Raw genomic sequence first — 19,059 nt, 5'->3', positions numbered from 1 at the left:
GGCGGGCATCCTGTAAAATTGCCCGATGGATAATATTACGCATTCGGTCATCGGCCTCGGGGTCGGCGAACTGGTACACCGCAGTCTGCCGCCCGAGCCGCACCCCCCCGCACAGCGCACCCGGCGTGCGCTGTTTCTGTTTACTGCCTGGTTTGCCAGCAACGCGCCCGACCTGGACCTGGTGCTGACCAAGCTGTTGCCGCGCCCGTTCGGCTATATGCTGCACCACCGTGGCCATACGCATACTTTGCTGCTGGCCTTGCCGCAGGCGCTGCTGTTGCTGGCCTTGCTGTGGCTGCTATGGCCCGGAGCGCGCCGCTTGCTGAAAAGCAGCGTACCTGCCCGCATCGGCCTGGCGGCCTGTCTGCTGCTGGGATTCTGCCTGCATATGGGCATGGATTTTCTCAATTCCTATGGCTTGCACCCGTTTTATCCGTTCGACAGCCGCTGGCTGTATGGCGACATGGTCTTCATTGTCGAACCCATGTTCTGGGTGCTGCTGGGCGTGCCCGTGATCATGTCCTTGCGCTACGGCATCGTCAAAAGCGTGCTGCTGGCCGCCCTGGCGGCAGCCCTGTGTTTCTTCACCTATAAATCCTACCTGGCGCCTGCCTCGCTGGCTGTTTTGCTGGGGCTGGGCGTGGTGCTGGCCGTGCTGCAAGGCCGGGCCGGCGAGCGGGGACGGGGAGCGCTGCTGCTGGCCTTCGCGCTGGCCGCCACGTTCATCGGCACGCAGGGCGTGGCCTCGGCCATTGGCCGTACGCGCATCGAGGCGGCCGTGCAGCGCCTGGACCCCGGCACGCGCGTGTGGGATGTGGCGATGACGGCGTTTCCCAGCAACCCGCTGTGCTGGATCTATGTCTCGCTCGACAGCAAGACCGACGTGTACACCCTGCGGCGCGGCACTTTGAGCTTGCTGCCCGAGTCGCTGGCGCCCGCCGCCTGCCCGGCCGGGCTGGCCGAGACCAGCAAGCAAGGGCGGCAACTGGCGCCCGGCATCGCCGTCTCCGCGCAGGCGGCGGGCAGTCTGGCCGCCTTGCGCGCCCTGCAGGAAGACAATTGCTATGCCGACGCCTGGTTTCGCTTTGCCCGCATGCCCCGCTTGCATGCGGACAAGCTGACGGACGTGCGTTTCAACCCCGGCATGCTGCCCAATTTTACGAGCGTGGAACTGGCGCAGTTCCGCAGCCGCCCGTGTCCCGCCTACGTGCCGGGCTGGGACCGCCCCCGTGCCGACATGCTGGCGCCGCCGAAATAGAGAACGGATGTGTTGCTCTTAGGTAAAAAATATCGCATGTGGGCCTGCTTCGCCGTGGCCCAGCATGCGACACTAGCAATTCAGCAAGAATGATATTCAGTTAGGACTATTTTGGAAGAGCAACACGCCTTACCCTATCTGCGGGAAACCCTGCTGTTTCTCGCCCTGGCCGGGATTTTTATTCCGCTATTGCAACGCCTGAAAGTCAACCAGGTGCTCGGCTTCCTGGCCGTCGGCGCCCTGTTCGGCCCGTTTGGCTTCGGCTTGTGGGCCGGCGATTTCACGTGGCTGACGTATTTTTCGTTCGTGCGTGCCGAGCAGGTCAGCGGCCTGGCCGAGCTGGGCGTGATGTTTTTGATGTTCATGATCGGCCTGGAACTGTCGACGGAACGGCTGTGGGCGCTGCGGCGCTGGGTATTTGGCGCGGGCGTGGGGCAGGTGGCGGTCAGCGCCTGTCTGATCGGCGGCGTCGCGTATTACTTCGGCCTGTCGCTGGAAGCGTCCATCGTGCTGGGCCTGGTGCTGTCGCTGTCGTCCACGGCCGTGGTGATGCAGCTGCTGACCGACCAGCGCTCGCTGCAGACCCCAAGCGGCCAGGCGGGCTTTTCCATTTTGATGTTCCAGGATCTGATGGTGGTGCCGCTGTTCATCCTGATCGACGTGTTCGCCAGCGGGCGCAGCGACGACCTGGCGTATCTGCTCAGCTTTGCGGCCGTGAAATCGGCGGGCGCCATCCTGCTGATCTATCTGCTGGGCCGCCGCGTGATTCGCCCCCTGTTCCAGTTTTTCGTCAAGAAACGCCAGCCGGACGTGTTCATGGCCCTGACCCTGCTCAGCACCCTGGGCATCGCGGGATTGACGTATCTGGCGGGCCTGTCGATGGCGCTGGGCGCCCTGCTGGCCGGCTTGCTGCTGGCGGAGACGGAATTTCGCCACGAAGTGGAAGTGACGATCGAGCCCTTCAAGGGCTTGCTGATGGGCTTGTTCTTCATGTCCGTGGGCATGCAGATCGACGTGCGCGAAATTCTCAAGTCGCCGATTTTGATTCCCTTGGCCGTGCTGAGTCTGTTTGCGGTGAAAACCCTGGTCATCAGCGTGATTTTCCGCATCGGCGGCTTTCACTGGGGGCGCGCCGTGGAAACGGGCGTGCTGCTGGGGCAGGGCGGCGAATTTGCCTTCATCGTCGTCGCGTATGCGCTGGGTACCAAGCTGATCGGTCCGCAGGTGGCGCAGTTCGTCATGCTGGTGGTGGGCCTGAGCCTGTTTGCCACGCCGGCGCTGGCCAAGGCGGCACGCGCGTTCGGCAACTGGTGGGAACGGCGCCACCACCATCAGCTGGCCGACCTGGCGCACGGCGCGCCGCCGCCGCAGGGCAGCACCGTCATCATCGCCGGTTTCGGCCGGGTGGGACAGTTGCTGGCGAAGGTGCTGACGGAACAGGATATCGCCTATGTGGCGATTGAAAATGATGCGCGCCTGGTGACGACCCTGCATCCGCGCGGTTTCCCCGTGTATTTCGGCGATGCGTCGCGCGCGGAACTGCTGCAAAAAGTCAATGCGGACCGGGCTGCCGCCGTGGTGCTGACCATGGACCATGCGGCCTCCGTGCTGCATGCCGTGAAATCGATCCGCCGTGAATATCCGCAACTGCCCGTGTATGCGCGCGCCCGCGACGAGGCGCATGCGGTGGCCCTGATACAGGCGGGCGCGACCCTGGTCGTGCCCGAGGCGCTGGAGTCGGCGCTGCAGCTGACGGCCACCGTGCTGCACACGGTGGGCCTGTCGGAAGCGCGCACGACGGACATCGTGCAAGCCGAACGCGACCGGCGTAATGCCGTGCTGCTGGCGAAGAAGCTGTCGTAGTGTTGTTGTAGTGAAAGCTGTAGCCCAAGCGTGCGTGTCGCCGTGCTTTGTCAATTATCTATACAATAATAGTATATGAGCACACTACCCACATGAAAGCCGCGACGAAGAGCGCAGCGGCACCCTTGACGCCGCAGCAATTGGCGGCGCAGGAAACGCAGCAAAAATTTGGCAAGCCCGAGCGGGGCTGGCGCGAGCAGGTGTACACCGTCATTTTCGAGGCGGAAACGCGCACGGGCCGCGCCTTCGATTTGCTGCTGATCGCCGCCATCCTGATCAGCGTGACGGTGGTCGTGCTCAGCAGCGTCGCCTCCGTGGCCGAGCGCTATGGCACCTGGCTGACGGCGCTGGAATGGTTTTTCACCATTTTATTTACCATCGAATATTGTGCCCGCCTGTCGTGCCTGCAGCATCCGGTGCGCTACGCCAAGAGTTTTTTCGGCATCATCGACTTGCTGGCCATCGTGCCGACCTACATCGGCTTGCTGCTGCCAGGCGCGCATGTGCTGATCGACGTGCGTATTTTGCGCCTGCTGCGCATGTTCCGTATCCTCAAGCTCACGTCGTATGTGCATGAATACACGGTGCTGGGGCGGGCCTTGCTGGCCAGCCGGCGCAAGATCCTCATTTTCTTGTCTTTTGTCATGATGGTGGTCTTTCTGTTGGGTACTGTGATGTATGTCGTGGAAGGGCCGGATCACGGTTTCAGCAGTATTCCCACGTCGATATACTGGGCCATCAGCACCATGACCACGGTGGGTTTTGGCGATATCACGCCGCGCACCGACATCGGGCGCACCATCGCTTCGCTGATGATGCTGCTCGGCTGGGGCATCCTGGCAGTGCCTACCGGCATTATCAGTGCCGAAATGACGGTGCAGCGCAGTTCCAAGCTGGTCACCACGCGTACCTGTCCCACGTGCCTGAAAGAAGGGCTCGATGACGATGCCAGTTTCTGCAAGAGTTGCGGCGTCAAGCTGCCGCCGCTGGTACTCGATTGAGCGCGCTCCATTAACCGTATTTTTCGCATTTAACTTACATAAAGGCAAACATGATTCCAGTTCGCCTGATCGCGACGGGCAAAGCCGTGCCCTCGCACAGCGTCACCTCCGCCAGCCTGGACCTGAAATTGGGCCATCCGGCTGGCTACACCCTGCGCAAGAGCGGCGTGCTGTCGCGCTTTGTCGCCGCGCCCGATGAATCGCAAAGCCAGCTGGCCGCCGCCGCCCTGCTCGACGCGCTGAAGAACGCCAGCCTGCGTCCGTCCGATATCGATCTGCTGATCTGCGCCTGCGGCGTGCCCGAGCAGGCCTTGCCGAACACGGCCTGCTTCGTTGCCGAACACGCGGGCTTGCCGCCCGGTACGCAAAGCTTCGACGTCAATGCCAGCTGCCTCAGTTTCATGGCTGCCTTCCGCGTGGCTGCGTCCATGCTGGCCGGTGGCGCCTACCGCCGCATCGCCATCGTTTCCTCCGACCTCGCCTCGCGCGGCGTCGACTGGAGCGAGCCGGAAGCGTCGATGATCTTTGGCGACGGCGCCGCCGCCGTCATCGTCGAGCGCGGCGACGGCAGCGCCGGCATCCGCGCTTACAAGATGGGCACGTATCCGGAAGGGCGGCGCTACTGCGAAATTCGCGGCGGCGGCACCGAGCGCAATCCGCGCAACGGCTGCGAACCGGGTGATTACCTGTTTCGCATGGATGGCAAGGCCGTATTCCGCCTGGCCGTCAAGGTGATGCCGGATTTCCTCGCGGAACTCATGCAGGAATCGGGCGCCGGCCTGGAAAAAATCGATGTGGTCGTGCCGCACCAGGCCAGCCCGCTGGGTCTCGCGCATGCGGCGCGCATCCTCGACGTTCCCGATGCTAAAATCATCAAGATCTTTGAAACGCACGGCAACCAGGTGGCTGCCTCCTTGCCCACCGCCCTGCACGAGGCGGTGATGACGGGGCGGGCCGTGGCCGGCCAGCGTTTGCTGATGATGGGCACGGCTGCAGGCCTGACCATCGGCGGCATGATTCTTGATCTGTGAAGGTGGTGCGATGAGGCGGATACTGGTCACGGGAGCGACGGGCGGCTTGGGGCGCAATGCCGTGCGCACTCTGCTGGCGCAGGGCGTGGAAGTGCGCGCCACGGGTCGCAACGCCGCTGTCGGCCGCGAACTGGAACGCATGGGCGCGCAATTCGTGCCGCTCGATCTGGCGCAAGCCTCGCCGCGCCAGGTCGATGAGCTGGTGCGCGGCATGGACACCGTCTGGCACTGCGCCGCGCTGTCCTCGCCATGGGGCGCCGAGCGGGACTTCATCGCCGCCAACGTCACGGCCACGGGCCAGCTGCTGCGCGCGGCCGCCAGTCAGCACGTGGCGCGCTTCGTGCACATCTCCACACCGGCCATGTATTTCGATTACCGCAACCGCTACGAGGTGCCGGAAACCTTTCGCCCCGACGCTTTCGTCAACGCGTATGCGCGCTCCAAGGCGATGGCGGAAAAGCTGGTGCAGGAGTCGGTCGACCGGCATCGCGGCATGACGTGCGTGATCCTGCGCCCGCGCGCCATCTTCGGCCCGTACGACCAGGTGCTGATCCCGCGCCTGGCGCGGGTGCTGCAGGAGCGCGGCGGCAAGCTGCCACTGCCCAATGGCGGCGCGGTCAGCATCGACGTCACCTATGTCGACAACGTCGTGCACGCGATGTGGCTGGCCACCGTGCACAAGACCATCGCTTCGGGCGCCGCCTTCAACATCACGAATGGCGAACCGGCGCGCCTGTGCGACATTTTGCGCACGCTGTTTTGCGAGCACCTGCAGCAGCCGTTCCAGATCGTCAGCGTGCCTTACCGCGTGCTGGCGCTGGTCGCACGCCTGATGCAGTTCGCTTCGCGTTTTACGGGGCGCGAGCCATCGCTCACGCCCTACAGCATCGGCGCGCTCAGTTTCGACATGACGCTCGATAACGCCAAGGCGCGCAAGGTGCTCGGCTACCGTCCCATCGTCAGCCTGCAGGAAGGCATCGCCCTGACGGCGCAGTGGATGCGCCAGGAAGCGGCGGCGCACAAGGTGGGCAAGGAGCGCAATGGCTAGCATTACCGCGTTTCGCGTCGGCCATTGCACGCATCCCTCGTGCATGGTCTTGAAAGGCAGCGGGCTGGCCAGCCGCTGCTTCCCCTCGCGCGCCTATCTGATTGAAACGCGCGCGGGCCTGTACCTGTGGGACACCGGTTACGCCGAGCACTTCCGCGCCGCCACATCGAAAGGCGTGTACCGCCTGTACGCGTGGGTGACGCCGATTTCGTTTGACGAGAACGAGTCGCTGCAGGGCCAGCTGCGCGCGCAGGGCGTATCGCCCGGCGACATCCACACCTTGCTGCTGTCGCACTTCCACGCCGACCATATCGCCGGCCTGCGCGACTTTCCCGGCGCGCGGCTGATGGCCTCGCAAACCGGCTGGGACGCCGTGCGCGGCCTGTCCGGCGTGGCCGCCGTGCGCCAGGCCTTCGTGCCCGAGCTGCTGCCATCCGACATTGCCGACCGCCTGGCTTTTGTCGAAAGCGTGCCCGAGACGGCCTTGCCGGCGGCGCTGCTGCCATTCACGCACGGGCGCGACGTCAGCGGCACGGGCGAGATTTACATCGTCGACTTGCCCGGCCACGCGATCGGTCATCTGGGTGCCTTCGTGCTGCAGGACGGCGGCTGGACCCTGCTGGCGTCGGACGCGGCCTGGGTGCCGGAGAGTTTTCAGCAGCTGCGCGGGCCGTCGGAATTGTCCTTCCTTATCCAGCACAAGCGCGCGCCGTACTACGCCACCCTGAACCGCTTGCACCAGTTGCACCAGTCGGGCAATGCGCAGATCCGCATCACGCATGAAGATACGCTCGACTATTTGCCTGTGGCGGGCCGCCCGTGAAGCGCATCGTCTGGCTGTTGCTGTCGTACTGGCGCACGCGCCGCCTGCACTTCGCAAGCCGCGCGCAGCTGGACGTCTACCAGCAGGAGCAGCTGGCGCGTTTCATCGATGAGCTGTGCGCGCGCAGCCGCTATTTTGCTCCCTATCGTGCGCTGCCCCTGGCGCAGTGGCCCACCATGAACAAGGCGCTGATGCTCGAGCATTTCGACGCCATGAACACCGAGGGCGTCACCTTGGCGCAGGCGATGGACGCGGCCATGGCGGCCGAGCATAGCCGCGACTTCACGCCCGCCGTGGGCGACATCACCGTGGGCCTGTCGTCGGGCACCTCGTCGCGGCGCGCCGTGTTTACCGTCAGCCCCCGCGAAAAGGCCCAATGGGCGGGCGTGATGCTGGCCAAGGCGCTGCCCGACGGCCTGTTTTCCGGCGAAAAAGTCGCGCTGTTCCTGCGCGCGAACAGCAATCTGTACACGGCCGTGCGCTCGCCGTGGCTCACGTTTGCCTTCTACGATTTGTTCGAACCGTTCGACAGCCTGTGCGCGCAGCTGGCGCGCTATCAACCAACTGTAATCGTCGCGCCGGCCCAGGTGCTGCGCCAGCTGGCTTTGCGCGTCATCGATGGCAGCCTGGCGCTGGCGCCGAAAAAAGTCATCTCGGTGGCCGAAGTGCTCGAAGCGCAGGACCGCGCGCTGATCGTGCAGGCGTTCGGCGCCGTGCATGAAATCTACCAGGCCACCGAGGGTTTTCTCGCCAGCAGCTGCGAACATGGCGTGCTGCACCTGAACGAGGAATATGTGCACATCGAGCCGCAGTGGCTCGACGCGGAACAGCGGCGTTTCGTGCCCGTGATTACGGACTTCACGCGCATCACGCAACCCATCGTGCGCTACCGACTCGACGATATTTTGCTCGCGCGTGCCACGCCATGTCCGTGCGGCCGCGCCACGCGCGCCATCGACGGCATCGAAGGGCGCTGCGACGACATGCTGCTGCTTCCCTCTGAACGCGGCGGCGCCCCCATCGCCGTGTTTGCCGACGTGCTGACGCGCGCGTTCGCGCAAGCCTTGCCGGCGGATGCCGACTACCGCCTGGTGCAGCAGGGCGACAGCGCCTTGCTGCTGCATGCGGCCCTGGACGACGCTGGCCTGGCGGCCTTGCGCGATCACCTGGCAACGGTGCTGCGCGGGCTGGGCGTGGCCGTCGATGGCCTGGCCTGGACGGTGAGCGGCGAACTGCCTCCCTTTGACCCCACCATGAAACGGCGCCGCATCCGGCGCCTTGCAAGCGCATGAACCCTTCTTCCATGACCGTACGCAGCCGGCTGCTGCATCTGCTGGCCGGCTGGGGCAGCGTCGGCCTCGTGTATTTTTCCAGCGATGTGCTGCAAGGGCAGGGCGTGCTGCTGCCCGAAACGGCCATCGACCACGCCATTGCCTACACGGATGCCGCCATCTGGCTGTATCTGTCCTTCTTCCTCCTGATCCCGTACGCCTATCTGGCGGCCGATGCGGCGCGCGTGCGCTGGCTGGCGCGCGCCATGGCGCTCTCCGCGCTGGCGTGCGGCGTGGTCTTCCTGCTGTACCCGACCACCCTCGCGTATCCGCCCGTGGGTGACGGCAGTGCCTGGAGCACGCAGGCGCTGCGCATGCTGCAGGCGGCGGACTCCGCGCAAAACTGCCTGCCGTCGCTGCATGGCGCCCTGACATTATTATGCGTGTGGGCCTTGTGCGACAAACGCCACCTGCTGCGCTCCGCGCTGGCCGTGGCGCTGGGCGTGGCCATCTGCTACGCCATCATCGCGCTGCGCCGGCATGTCAGTATCGACCTGGCCGCCGGCCTGGCCGTGGGCGTGGCGGGCGGCATGTTGGCGAAAATGCAGGTATTCTGGGCAGCCCGCCGGGCCATTTCCATCAAAACCGCATCATGATGAACCCTTTCGCCCTCTCTTTCCTTGTCATGCTGGCCTTCGTGCTGGCCGAGCTGCTGATCCTGAAATGGGTGCGCAAGACGCCCGTGCCGTGGAAAGACGTGATTTTCAATCTCAATTCCGGCCATATCCTGATGTGGGTGTTCCGCGGCGTGGAAGTGGCGGCCTTCGCCCTGCTGCTGCGCCATGTGAACCTGCACATCGTCGACCAGTGGCCCGTGGTGGCGCAATGGGTGTTCGCTTTTTTTGCCTGGGACCTGTGCTTTTACTGGATGCACCGGCTGCACCATAAAATCCCCCTGCTGTGGGCCGTGCACGTGGTGCACCACCAGGGCGAGCATTTCAACCTGTCGCTGGGCGTGCGCAATTCCTGGTATTCGTCGCTGACCAATTTTCCCTTTATCGCCATCCTGGCCGTGCTGGGCGTGCCGCTGGAAATCTTCCTCGTCGTCTCGTCGCTGCATTACACGGTGCAGTTCTATAACCACAATGCGCTGGTGAACAAGTCCGGCATCCTCGATCGTTTCATGGTCACGCCCTCGCACCACCGCGTGCACCATGGCACCGACAAGCGCTATATCAACCGCAATTTCGGCGGCACTCTGCTGCTGTGGGACAGGCTGTTCGGCAGCTTCCAGCCGGAACTCGAAGGCGTGGAAATGCGCTATGGCGTGAAGGGCATGACACCCACGCACAACCCCCTGTTGGCCAGCAACGGCAAATTGTTCACATGGCTGCGCGCGCGCTTTCCGCACTGGCAGTCGCGCGGCACCTTCGAGGTGCCCGAGCTGTTCATCGGCATCGGCGGCGTGATCCTGTTTGGCCTGGTGATCTATTACGTCAACCACGAAGCGGCGCTGGCCGGCGCGCAGCAGGCCATCCTGTTCGCGCTGATCTTTGGCGGTACGCTGGCGCTGGGCGGCCTGTCCGATGCGCGCCGCTGGGGCGCCATCGCCTGGGTCGCCATCGCGCTGGCCATGCCGGTCCTGTATCTGGGCTGGTATGGCGCGCGCGATGTATGGGGCATGGTGTTCTTGGCCGCGCTGCTGGTCCATGGCCTCGACGGCGCGCGCCGCCTGTGGTGGCCGGCTGCGGCAGGGACGCGCGCGTGACGCCTGTGCCTTCCTTGCCTCCGCTGCGCTTCCAGCCTGCGCGCGATTCCGCCTTCCGCCGCGAACTGCGCGAGCGCGCCGACGCCTATCTCGCCAGCGAAGGAAAGCACCGCTTTGGCGATGCGCGCCTGCATGTCAAGACCGTGTTCCTGGCCGCGCTGACGGCGGGGCTGTATGCGCTGGCCTTGCACGCCGACAGCACCTGGCCGTTTGTCGCCAGCTATGTCGCCTGCCTGGTCGCGGCCATGACGCTGGCCATGAATTGCCTGCATGACGCGGCCCACAGCGCCGTCTTCCGCCGGGGACGCCTGAACCGCATCCTGATCCGCCTGGTGGGCTTGCCCGTGGGCGTGGACACGGATTTCTGGACCATCCGCCACGTGCATTTCCATCACACGTATGCGAACGTGGAAGGCTATGACCTCGACACGGAACCGAACCCCTTCCTGCGCCAGACGCCGTTCCAACGCTGGTCGCCCCAGTACCGCTATCAATACCTGTACTGGCCCGTGGTGGCGGCCCTGTCGCTGCCGTATCTGAACTGGTATGGCGACTGGCTGGACCGCTTCGGCAAGACACCCGTGGCCGCGCACAGCCGCCTGCAGGGCTGGCGCGGCTGGCTGTCGTTCCTGGGCTGGAAGCTGGGCCACATGGCACTGGTGCTGGCGCTGCCCATGTGGGTGCTGCAGCAGCATGGCATAGCCTGGGGCGTGGTGCTGGGCGCGTATTTCGTGGGCCAGATGCTCGCCTCGTGCGCGCTGGTGGCGCTGATTCTCGGCACGCACTGGGCCGAGGTGGAGTTTTTCCAGCCGGGCGCGGACGGCACCCTGCCGCACGACTGGTACCAGCACACCTTTTACACGGCCTGCGACTGGACGCCGCAACCGCGCCGTTTGCGCTGGCTCGGCTACTGGCTCGGCGGCCTGAATTTGCACCTGACGCATCATCTGTTCCCCACCTGGAACCACCGCCACTACCCGGCGCTGGCGCGCATCATTGCCGAACTGGCGCCACGCCATGGCTTGGTCTACCGCGAACTCGGATATGGCCAGCTGCACGCCTCGCAGCAAGCCTTCCTGCGCGCCATGGGCCAGCCGCCTGCCCGCACCTGACGAATCGCGCTTGACTGGATTTCTGTTTCGCCTTACATTTCTGTAACGACAGAAATAAGAGAAATCATGGAATTAAGCCCCACTACTCAGAAATACATCCTCCACTGGGGGGAGATGGGCACCCGCTGGGGCGTCAACCGCACCGTGGCGCAGATCCACGCGCTGCTGTTCCTGGCCAACGAACCCTTGACGGCGGAAGACATCGCGGCCAGCCTGAACGTGGCGCGCTCGAATGTCAGCAACAGCCTGAAGGAATTGCAAAGCTGGGGCCTGGCGCGCATCACGCACGTGATGGGGGACCGGCGCGACCATTTCGTCGCCCTGCAGGATGTGTGGGAAATCTTCCGCGTCATCATGGAAGAGCGCAAGCGGCGCGAGATCGATCCCACCCTGACGGTGCTGCGCGAATGCGCGATCGAGGGCGAGCAGGATGCGGCGATACCGCCGGAAACGCTGGCGCGCATGGGCGAAGTGCTGGCCTTTCTGGAAATGCTCAGCAGCACCTACAGCGACTATAAAAACCTGCCGCCGGCCACCCTGCAGCGCATGCTGTCCATGGGCGGCAAGGTGGCCAAGTTCCTCAGCCCGGAAGACAGGCCTGGCAAGCCTGGCAAGCCAGGTAAAAAACCATGAACGGCCCGTCCGAAGGAGAGCTGTTCAGGAAGGTGATGGGCGAGCAGTGGCTGACGCTGCACCCGGACATCCGCCGCCGCTTCGAGAAAAATCCCGCGCCGGGCCAGCCCCTGTACTACCGGGGCGAGCTCAGTGAACTGACCAGTTCGCGCCTGGGCAAGGTACTGGGCTGGCTGACGCGCCCCTTCATCGACGGCGCCCTGATCCCGTATGACGACCACGACTTCCCCGTGGATATCGAAGTGTATTCACGTCCTGGCTGCCCCTTCATCTTCAAGCAGCGCATCTACCGCCTGCATGGCCGCGCGCCGATCCGCTTCACGTCCTACATGGCCGAAAGCGCAAAAGGCGAAGTGCTCGAATACGTGGGCATGGGGCTGGGCATGAAGCTGCTGTTGCACGTCGAGGATGGCAACCTGCATTTCACCAGCGACGGCTATTTTTGGGATCTTTTCGGCTGGCGCCTGCCGCTGCCCGGCGTGCTCACGCCTGGCAAGACCTATCTGTGCCACCGCAACGACACGCCGCAGCAGTTCAACATCCGCATCGAGATCCGCCACGCCCTGTTCGGCACCACGTTTACCCAGGTCGGCGTGTTCCGCGAAAGCGCCGCGCCCGCCCTACACAAGGAGACACCATGAATACGCATCTGCTGGCCCTGCAACTGATGGCGGCGCAAGGCTGCCTGGGCGCCTTCGACACCATCTACCACCATGAAATCACGGAAGCGCTGCCGCAAAAGGCCTCGGCGCGCCTGGAATTGACCATCCACGCGACGCGTGCGCTGATCTACAGCCTGCTGTTCGTCGGCCTGGCCGCCTGGGAATGGCATGGCGCCTGGGCCTGGGTGCTGGTGATCGTGTTTGGCGTGGAAATCGTGCTGACCCTGTGGGATTTCGTGGTCGAAGACCAGACCCGCCTCTTGCCCGCCACGGAGCGGGTCACGCACACGGTGCTGGCGATTAACGCGGGTGCCTTTATCGCGCTGCTGGCCCTGAACAGCAGCGAGTGGGCGAACCTGCCGACAGCCCTCGTGTGGCAGCCGTATGGCTGGCTCAGCGTCTTCCTCGCCCTGTGCGGCGTGGGCGTGGGGCTGTCCGGCCTGCGCGACGCGTACGCCGTGTGGCAACTTGGCCGGCGCAAGGTGCAGGAGAAGCAAGAGCAAGAGGAGCATCTGAGCTTTGCCGCTACGCCGCAATCCGTGCTGGTGACAGGCGCCACCGGTTTCATCGGCCAGCAGCTGGTCAGCGCCCTGCTGGTTGATGGCCATGCGGTGACGGTGCTGACGCGCCAGCCGAAGCAGGCCGCGTGGACCTTCGACGGCCAGGTGCGCTGCATCCGGTCGCTGGATGAATTATCGGATGCGCAGCGCATCGACATGGTGGTCAACCTGGCCGGCGCGCGCATCGTCGGGCGTCGCTGGACGGATGCGCGCAAGGCCGCCTTGCGCCGCAGCCGTGTCGCGCTGACGCAGGACCTGGTGGCGTGGATCGCCCGTGCGCAGCACAAGCCGCGCGTGCTGCTGTCGGCGTCGGCCATCGGCTATTACGGCGTACAGCCGCAGGGCGACGCGACGGAACTGGCTGAAGACGACGCGCCGCAAGCCATCTTCATGTCGCAGCTGTGCCAGGAATGGGAAGCGGCCGCGCGCCAGGCGGAGAAATTTGGTGTGCAGGTGGGCTGCATGCGCTTTGGCCTCGTCTTCGGCCACCAGGGTTCGCTGCCGCAGATGCTGCTGCCGATCCGCTTCGGCGCGGGCGGCCCGCTCGGTAGCGGCAAGCAGTGGGTCTCGTGGGTGCATGTGCGTGACGTGATCCGCGGCATCGCCCATCTGGCACGCCGCAGCGAACATGGCGCGGTGAGCGGCGCGTTTAACTTCTGTGCGCCGGAAGCCATCGAGCAGCGCCGCTTCGCCCAAGTGGCGGGCACCGTGCTGCACCGCCCCAGCATCATGCCCACGCCGGCCTTCGTCATGCGCGCCTTGCTGGGCGAGCAGGCCGACTTGCTGGTGGAAGGCCAGAGGGTCGCCCCGCGCCGCTTGCTGGCCGACGGTTTTGTCTTCCGCCATCCGCAGCTGGAAGGCGCGCTGCGCAGCCTCTAGCCTGGCGTAGAATGGGGCATGGGAGGAACCGAACCATGTCCCGCTTCAGCCATACGATAGACAGCCATGTTTACCAGTTCGCCAGCCTGAAAGAGCTGCTGGCCAAGGCCACGCCGCCCCGTTCGGGCGACGTGCTGGCGGGCGTAGCGGCCGCCAGCGCGCGCGAGCGGGTGGCGGCGCAGCTGGCGTTGGCCGAGGTGCCGCTGGCGCTGTTCCTCAATGAGGCGCTGGTGCCGTATGAAGACGATGAAGTCACGCGCCTGATTTTTGACTCCCACGAGCGCGCCGCGTTTGCGCCGATTTCCCACCTGTGCGTGGGCGATTTCCGCGACTGGCTGCTCGACGACGCGACGGATACGGCCATGCTGGCGCGCGTCGCCGCCGGCATCACGCCCGAGATGGCGGCCGCCGTCTCCAAATTGATGCGCCTGCAGGACCTTGTGCTGGTGGCCAGGAAATGTAAAGTCGTCACGGCCTTTCGCAATACCCTGGGCCTGGAAGGCGGTTTGTCCACGCGATTGCAACCGAATCACCCGACGGATAACGCCACCGGCATTGCGGCGTCGATCCTCGACGGTCTGCTGCTGGGCAGCGGCGACGCCGTGATCGGCATCAATCCCGCTACCGACAATGTGGCGCAGGTGGTCTCGCTGCTGCACCTGCTCGATGCCGTCATCGACCAGTATCAGATTCCCACCCAGTCCTGCGTGCTGACGCATATCACCAATACCATCGAAGCGATACGCCGCGGCGCGCCCGTCGACCTGGTGTTCCAGTCGGTGGCGGGCACGCAGGCGGCCAACCGCAGCTTCGGCATCGACTTGTCCCTGCTGGCCGAGGGACAGGCGGCGGCCCTGTCGCTGGGGCGCGGTACCGTGGGCAACAACGTCATGTATTTCGAGACGGGGCAGGGCAGCGCCCTGTCCGCCGGCGCACACCACGGCATGGACCAGCAAACGTGCGAGGCGCGCGCGTATGCGGTGGCGCGCGCGTATCGGCCGTTGCTGGTCAATTCGGTGGTGGGCTTCATCGGCCCCGAGTACCTGTATGACGGCAAGCAGATCATGCGCGCGGGGCTGGAAGACCATTTCTGCGCCAAGTTGTTGGGACTGCCCATGGGCTGCGACGTGTGTTACACCAACCATGCGGAGGCGGACCAGGACGACATGGACGCCTTGCTGACCATGCTGGGCGTGGCCGGCTGCAATTTCATCATGGGCGTGCCGGGCGCGGACGACATCATGCTGGGCTATCAGAGCACTTCGTTCCACGATGCCCTGTATGCGCGGCGCGTGCTGGGCCTGCGTCCGGCGCCGGAATTCGCGGCCTGGCTGGCGCGCATGCAGATCACCGATGCGCAGGGCCTTTTGCGCACGGCGCTGGCACCGGCCTTCCAGGCGGCCCTGCATCGCCTGGGTTCGCAAGTGTAAATTGACGCCCTGCGCCGCTGCGCTGGTGCGATAATCGGTGCATCTCCCCATCCGACGCCAACATGCTGCCACCCGACCCCGATTCCCTCGATCCACAGGACTGGGACGCCTTTCGCGCGCAAAGTCACCAGATGCTCGACGATATGCTCGACTATCAGCAGCAGATCCGCCAGCGGCCCGTTTGGCAGCCGGCGCCCGACAGCGCGCGTGCCCGCTTCGCGCAGCCGCTGCCACGCGCGCCGGGCGCACTGGCCGACGCCCACGCCAGCTTCCTGCAGGACGTGCTGCCCTATGCCGTTGGCAACGTGCATCCCGGCTTCATGGGCTGGGTGCACGGCGGCGGCACGCCTGTGGGCATGCTGGCCGAGATGCTGGCGGCAGGCCTGAATGCGAATGTGGGCGGGCGCAACCAGATGCCGGTCGAGGTGGAGCGTCAGATTTCGCGCTGGATGGCCGAACTGTTCGGCTTTCCGGATACGGCCAGCGGCATTTTCGTGACGGGCACCTCGATGGCGAACCTGATGGGCGTGCTGGTGGCGCGCACGCAGACGCTGGGCGTGGCCGCGCGCCAGCAAGGCTTGCAAGGCGCGCCTCTGGTGGCCTACACCTCGGCCGCCGCGCATGGCTGCATCGCGCAGGCCATGGACCTGTCGGGCCTGGGCACGGCCGCCTTGCGCCGCGTCGCCGTCAATGCGCGCCAGCAGATCGACGTCGCTGCCTTGGCCCATGCCATCGCCACGGACCGCGCGGCGGGCTTGCGTCCCTTCTTCATCGCCGGCACGGCCGGTACCGTCGACACTGGCGCGATTGACGATTTATCGGCGCTGGCCGCGCTGGCCGCGCGCGAACAGCTATGGTTCCACGTGGATGGCGCGTATGGCGCTCTGGGCATGCTCTCGCCCCAGATAGCCCCTCTGCTGGCAGGGATCGAACTGGCCGATTCGCTTGCCTTCGATTTTCACAAGTGGGGACAGGTGCCCTATGACGCGGGCTTTTTCCTGGTGCGCGATGGCGCGCGGCACATGGCCGCCTTTGCCGCGCCGGCCGCGTATCTGCGGCGCGAGGCGCGTGGACTGGCCGGCGGTTCGCCATGGCCCTGCGACTTCGGCCCCGATCTGTCGCGCGGTTTCCGCGCCCTGAAAACCTGGTTCACCTTCAAGGTGCATGGCGCCGAGCGCATGGGTGCGGCGATCGCCCACACTTGCGCGCTGGCGCGCTACCTGGCAGAACGCGTGCAAGCCACGCCGGAACTGGAACTGCTGGCGCCCGTGACGTTGAATATCGTGTGCTTCCGCCATCGCGGCGTGGCCAGCGGCGATGGCGACGCCTTCAATGGCGAGATCGTCGCCGACCTGCACGAGTCGGGTATCGCTGCGCCATCGACCACCACCATTGGCGGCAAGCTGGCCATACGCGCCGCCATCGTCAATCACCGCACGCGTGCCGAGGATATCGACGCGCTGCTTGCGGGCGTGCTGCGCTTCGGCGCGGCGCGCCTGTCTTGAAGGGAATTTCCATGTACGATTTGATGCAACACGCGGCCACGCCGTATGCACCGCTGATCGGGCTGGCGCCGTTGATGCGCCACGCCTTTCTGCGGCACGACCTGGCGCCGCTGGGTGAAGCGCTGCTGGCGCGCGCGCAGGCGCATCCCGAGGACGCGCATGCCTATATGGATTTTTCCATCGTGCTGCAGCTGAAAGGCCAGCGTGAGATGGCGCTGGCCGTACAGGCGCAGGCGATCGAACTGCAGCAGTTGTATGTACTGCCCGCGCAAGCCCCGGCATCCGGGCCGGGCATCAAGGTGCTGATGCTGACGGGGCCGGGAGACCTGATGTCAAATACGCCCATTGAATTTCTCGTCGAGCAGTCTGACGTGACGCTCGAACTGCTGTATGTCACGGCAGAGGGGACCTGGCCGGACGAAGTGCCGCAGCATGACGTGCTGCTGGTCGGTGTGGCCGAATCGGATGCGAACCAGCCCTTGCTGGCGCGCCTGGCGCAATTCGTGCGGGACTGGCCGCGCCCCGTCGTCAACCTGCCGCAGCATATCGCGCATACTTCGCGTGATGGCCTGTGCGACAAATTGCAGGAGCTGGCCGGCGTGGCCATGCCGCGCACGGCGCGTATCAGCCGCGAACAGCTGGCAGCGCTTGCATCCGGACAAATGCCGCTCGACGCGGTGCTTCCCGGCGACGCCTTTCCCCTGATTGTGCGTCCTCTCGGTTCGCATGCCGGGCATGACCTTGAAAAGATGACGCAGGCGAGTGACTTGCTGGCGTATCTGCAAAGCGTCGACGCCGAACGTTTTTATATTTCCCGCTTTGTCGACTATCGCAGCGAGGATGGGCAGTTCCGCAAGTACCGCATTGTGCTGATCGACGGCTTGCCATACATCTGCCACTTCGCCGTCTCGTCGCACTGGATGATTCACTACCTGAACGCGGGCATGGATGAAAGCGCGGCCAAGCGCGCCGAGGAAGCGCAGTGCATGCTGAACTTCGAACATGCGTTCGCGCTGCGCCACGCTGCCGCACTGCGCGCCATCGATGCGCGCATGGGCATGCCCTACCTGGGTATCGACTGTGCCGAAACCCGCGACGGCGAGTTGCTGGTCTTTGAGGCCGACAACGCCATGATCGTGCATGCCATGGATGCCGAAGAGATGTATCCGTACAAGCGCCCGGCCATGCACAAGGTATTCACTGCTTTTCGCGCCATGCTGGCGCGGGCGGCGGCCGGTAACTGATCAGCTGCCGAGCAGCTGCTCCAGCAGCCGGCGCTTGGCCGCGCTGCGCCCGGCCTCCCAGTAGTTGTCGAACTGCAGTAGCAGTTTGCCATCGCGGTGAATACGGATGCACTGCGGTTTGCCCAGCATGATGGCGTGCACGTAGCTGGCGAATGATTCGGCAAAGTCTTCATGCATGCTGGTGGCCGCATACAGGGTGGCGAAGTTCGCGCTGCGCAGCTGCGCGTAAGCGTCCGGCATCTGGCTGGCGGCCAGGCGAGGCGCCTGGTAGTACGCGATATCGCCACGTAGCGGGAAGTCGTTTTCGGGCAGGGGAATGACCTCTTTCCCCGGCGTGATGCGCCAGGCAAGGGGCAGGTAAAGGTAGTCGTCCGTCTCGCGCATGGCCTGCGCATCGTTCCACCATTCCGGCAGCAAGCCCCTGCCGGCCGCCAGTACATGGCCGAATTCATGCAACAGCAGGTATTGCAGCGCGCCTTGGCGATGATCGTCCTGCGGCGCGGCGATCTGCGCTTCCAGGCGGTAGCCGTGCACTGGCGTGAACGGCGTATTTTCTTTCCAGCTCGCCCAGGCATTCGCCGTGCGCGCCTCGAACGCATCCACATCGAGCGCCACGACCACGCCCAGGATCACCCCTTCGGCGCTGGCGACGATATCGCTGATGGCCGAGGAACCCAGTTGCCGCGCAAAACGCACGCCCAGCAATACGCCGTCGAGCAGCGCCAGCACGCAAGCCGGCATGCCGGCCATCGCCGCGCGCACGTCGGCGTGAAAGTCGGCGTGCACTTCTGTCGAGGCAGGCTTCGCGGCCACACCGATGGACGCATTGACTTGCGCCACATGGGCGATGATTTCATCCTGGGCGGGACCGAGACGCTCAAGCAGGGGCAAGTCGTATTGCTGGTCCCACAGCGCGGCGTCGGCTGCAACAATCATGGCACTCCTCGAATGGATAGGGACGGTGATAACAT

At 65.0% G+C, this 19,059-nt stretch carries 17 protein-coding genes; 16 read left to right on the top strand and 1 reads right to left on the bottom strand.

What is annotated here, in order from left to right:
* The first annotated feature begins 25 nt into the window (after nt 1-25).
* The 16 genes from FJQ89_RS14105 (at nt 26) to FJQ89_RS14030 (ending at nt 18,088) form a co-directional block, all read left to right on the top strand.
* Nucleotides 26-1,258 carry a metal-dependent hydrolase gene (locus FJQ89_RS14105; protein ID WP_141170634.1) on the top strand — a complete coding sequence of 411 codons (1,233 nt, stop codon included), beginning with the start codon at nt 26-28 and terminating at the stop codon, nt 1,256-1,258.
* Between the two features lie 111 nt (nt 1,259-1,369).
* Nucleotides 1,370-3,121 carry a cation:proton antiporter domain-containing protein gene (locus FJQ89_RS14100; protein ID WP_141170633.1) on the top strand — a complete coding sequence of 584 codons (1,752 nt, stop codon included), beginning with the start codon at nt 1,370-1,372 and terminating at the stop codon, nt 3,119-3,121.
* A 92-nt stretch (nt 3,122-3,213) separates the two neighbouring features.
* A complete protein-coding gene (locus tag FJQ89_RS14095; protein WP_141170632.1) occupies nt 3,214-4,122 on the top strand; it encodes an ion transporter in 909 nt (302 codons plus the stop codon).
* A gap of 50 nt (nt 4,123-4,172) precedes the next feature.
* Nucleotides 4,173-5,153: a 3-oxoacyl-[acyl-carrier-protein] synthase III C-terminal domain-containing protein gene (locus tag FJQ89_RS14090; protein ID WP_141170631.1), complete on the top strand. Its 981-nt coding sequence runs from the start codon at nt 4,173-4,175 to the stop codon at nt 5,151-5,153.
* Nucleotides 5,154-5,163: 10 nt separating this feature from the next.
* Nucleotides 5,164-6,201 carry an NAD-dependent epimerase/dehydratase family protein gene (locus FJQ89_RS14085; protein WP_141170630.1) on the top strand — a complete coding sequence of 346 codons (1,038 nt, stop codon included), beginning with the start codon at nt 5,164-5,166 and terminating at the stop codon, nt 6,199-6,201.
* A complete protein-coding gene (locus FJQ89_RS14080) occupies nt 6,194-7,024 on the top strand; it encodes an MBL fold metallo-hydrolase (RefSeq protein WP_141170629.1) in 831 nt (276 codons plus the stop codon). The genes FJQ89_RS14085 and FJQ89_RS14080 overlap by 8 nt, the downstream gene beginning before the upstream one ends.
* The gene (locus FJQ89_RS14075; RefSeq protein ID WP_141170628.1) at nt 7,021-8,316 is read left to right on the top strand and encodes a F390 synthetase-related protein; all 1,296 of its coding nucleotides are present in this window, start codon (nt 7,021-7,023) and stop codon (nt 8,314-8,316) included. Before FJQ89_RS14080 ends, FJQ89_RS14075 begins: the two co-directional genes overlap by 4 nt.
* Nucleotides 8,313-8,951, top strand: coding sequence for a phosphatase PAP2 family protein (locus FJQ89_RS14070; protein WP_141170627.1), 639 nt, complete (start codon nt 8,313-8,315; stop codon nt 8,949-8,951). The genes FJQ89_RS14075 and FJQ89_RS14070 overlap by 4 nt, the downstream gene beginning before the upstream one ends.
* Complete coding sequence (locus tag FJQ89_RS14065) at nt 8,948-10,063, top strand: sterol desaturase family protein (protein WP_141170626.1); 1,116 nt, start codon at nt 8,948-8,950, stop codon at nt 10,061-10,063. The genes FJQ89_RS14070 and FJQ89_RS14065 overlap by 4 nt, the downstream gene beginning before the upstream one ends.
* A complete protein-coding gene (locus FJQ89_RS14060; protein WP_243136052.1) occupies nt 10,060-11,175 on the top strand; it encodes a fatty acid desaturase family protein in 1,116 nt (371 codons plus the stop codon). The genes FJQ89_RS14065 and FJQ89_RS14060 overlap by 4 nt, the downstream gene beginning before the upstream one ends.
* 66 nt (nt 11,176-11,241) lie before the next feature.
* Nucleotides 11,242-11,808 (top strand): GbsR/MarR family transcriptional regulator, encoded by a 567-nt coding sequence (locus FJQ89_RS14055; protein ID WP_141170624.1) that lies wholly within the window; start codon nt 11,242-11,244, stop codon nt 11,806-11,808.
* The gene (locus tag FJQ89_RS14050; protein WP_141170623.1) at nt 11,805-12,449 is read left to right on the top strand and encodes a DUF4166 domain-containing protein; all 645 of its coding nucleotides are present in this window, start codon (nt 11,805-11,807) and stop codon (nt 12,447-12,449) included. Before FJQ89_RS14055 ends, FJQ89_RS14050 begins: the two co-directional genes overlap by 4 nt.
* On the top strand, nt 12,446-13,909 hold the full coding sequence (locus FJQ89_RS14045; RefSeq protein ID WP_141170622.1) for a TIGR01777 family oxidoreductase: 1,464 nt from the start codon (nt 12,446-12,448) through the stop codon (nt 13,907-13,909). The genes FJQ89_RS14050 and FJQ89_RS14045 overlap by 4 nt, the downstream gene beginning before the upstream one ends.
* 35 nt (nt 13,910-13,944) lie before the next feature.
* A complete protein-coding gene (locus tag FJQ89_RS14040) occupies nt 13,945-15,339 on the top strand; it encodes an ethanolamine ammonia-lyase subunit EutB (RefSeq protein WP_141170621.1) in 1,395 nt (464 codons plus the stop codon).
* A 62-nt stretch (nt 15,340-15,401) separates the two neighbouring features.
* Nucleotides 15,402-16,844, top strand: coding sequence for a pyridoxal phosphate-dependent decarboxylase family protein (locus FJQ89_RS14035; RefSeq protein WP_141170620.1), 1,443 nt, complete (start codon nt 15,402-15,404; stop codon nt 16,842-16,844).
* An 11-nt stretch (nt 16,845-16,855) separates the two neighbouring features.
* A complete protein-coding gene (locus tag FJQ89_RS14030) occupies nt 16,856-18,088 on the top strand; it encodes an ATP-grasp domain-containing protein (protein ID WP_243136051.1) in 1,233 nt (410 codons plus the stop codon).
* On the opposite strand, the gene FJQ89_RS14025 is transcribed toward FJQ89_RS14030, so the two are convergent.
* Nucleotides 18,089-19,024 carry a hypothetical protein gene (locus FJQ89_RS14025; protein ID WP_141170619.1) on the bottom strand — a complete coding sequence of 312 codons (936 nt, stop codon included), beginning with the start codon at nt 19,022-19,024 and terminating at the stop codon, nt 18,089-18,091. It lies immediately after the preceding gene.
* Between the last annotated feature and the right edge of the window lie 35 nt (nt 19,025-19,059).

This window comes from Janthinobacterium tructae (assembly GCF_006517255.1).
GTDB classification, from domain to species: domain Bacteria; phylum Pseudomonadota; class Gammaproteobacteria; order Burkholderiales; family Burkholderiaceae_D; genus Janthinobacterium; species Janthinobacterium tructae.
The sequence above is the reverse complement of the archived record's forward strand: the minus strand, read 5'-3'. Positions and strand labels throughout refer to the sequence as shown.